General features: G+C 62.4%; 1 protein-coding gene. It reads right to left on the bottom strand.

What is annotated here, in order from left to right; all coding sequences use genetic code 11:
* Positions 1-237: 237 nt before the first annotated feature.
* Positions 238-1,368, bottom strand: coding sequence for an MFS transporter (locus tag QT222_RS01810; RefSeq protein WP_491476117.1), 1,131 nt, complete (start codon positions 1,366-1,368; stop codon positions 238-240).
* Positions 1,369-1,445: the final 77 nt, after the last annotated feature.

Here is a 1,445-nt window from a genome sequence, read left to right as displayed (position 1 = left end):
CTATGCCCCATTTCAGTGTCAGACGAACCCTTGTGGGATTGAAGCGGGAAGTTCATGAACGCGAACGGAGAGACTCCGCAGTTTCAGACGAACCCTTGTGGGATTGAAGCATCCGAAATCTTATCAGTTGCGTCGTCGTCTGACATAGTTTCAGACGAACCCTTGTGGGATTGAAGACTCCACTGAATTCCAAACCACCCCGGTTTACTGAGCGAAGAGCATGCATAACCGACGCCCTCACCCACTTCTCGCATCCCAGTACAGCAACCCAGCACCGACGACCAAACAGACCGCAAGCCCGCCGAACGCGACGGCGTAGTTCAGATACGTCGCAACGATACCGACGTAGGCCGGGCCGACCGCGTTCGCCCCGAGGAAGAGCGCCCGTGCAGCGCCGAGGTCGGCCCCGCGGTCGGCGTCGGGCGCGTTGTCGACGATAATCGCGTCCGCGAGCGGGAACTCCATCTTGTAGCCGACGGCGAGGACGACGACGGCGACGTAGATGAACAGCCGCGTGTCCACGAGCGAGAGGGCAGCGAGCGACCCCGCGGCAATGAGCATCCCGACGACCGCAATCGACTCGCGCCGGAAGCGGTCGCTGAGGCCGCCGGCGACCGGCTTGATGCCGAGGCCGACGACGAAGACGATGGCGAACGTGGCGCTGGCAAGCTCCTCGGGGAAATCCTTGGCCTGACTCAGGAACGTCGGGAGGAAGTTGATGAAGCCGCCGACCATGAAATAAAACAGTCCGAAGGCGAGGAGCGTCCGGCGTTGTTCCGGGCTGGCAAAGAGTCTGCGGAGCGTGCCGGACGCGTCGAGTTCCGGCGACCCGACGGTGTAGCCGTCGTTCGACCACCGGGCGAACAAGAGCGTAAGCGCCCCGAGGACGACAGCGACGGGAAGAAACGGGGTTTGCCACGTCGCGTAGCTGAGCGCGAGGATTGCGAGCCCGGATGCGAGCAGGCCGCCGAGGTCGGTCCCGGCGGCGTAGAGACCGAGCGCTCGCCCTCGACGCTCGACGAAGAGGTCCGAAAGCAACGCCCGCGAGGGGATGGCGAACAGCCCTTTCCCGAAGCCAGTAATCACCGCGGCGAGGAGGAACCCGGTGAGACCACCCGCGATGCCGAACGTGGCGAACCCGAGGACGAGAATTCCGAGTCCCGGAACGATGAGCGTTGCTCGTGTCCAGCGGTCCGAGTATTCCCCGCTGGGATACTGCGTGATTGCGTAGATGCCCTGAAAGAGCGCCAGTGCGATGCCGGCGGTCGCTTTTGGTTTCTGGAGCGCTTCCATAATCGTCGGGAGAAGCGGCCACAGCTGGTACCGCCCCGCTTTCAGCACGTCCCACCCGCTGGCTCTTATAACCACCTCCCGCACCACGAGAGAAGAGGCCAAATCGGTTTCCTGCTTTCGCTTGAGCTAAATGAGCTACTTTACTAATCGAA

This window comes from Haloferax sp. s1 (assembly GCF_058382125.1).
This window is presented reverse-complemented; position numbering and strand designations above follow the sequence as displayed.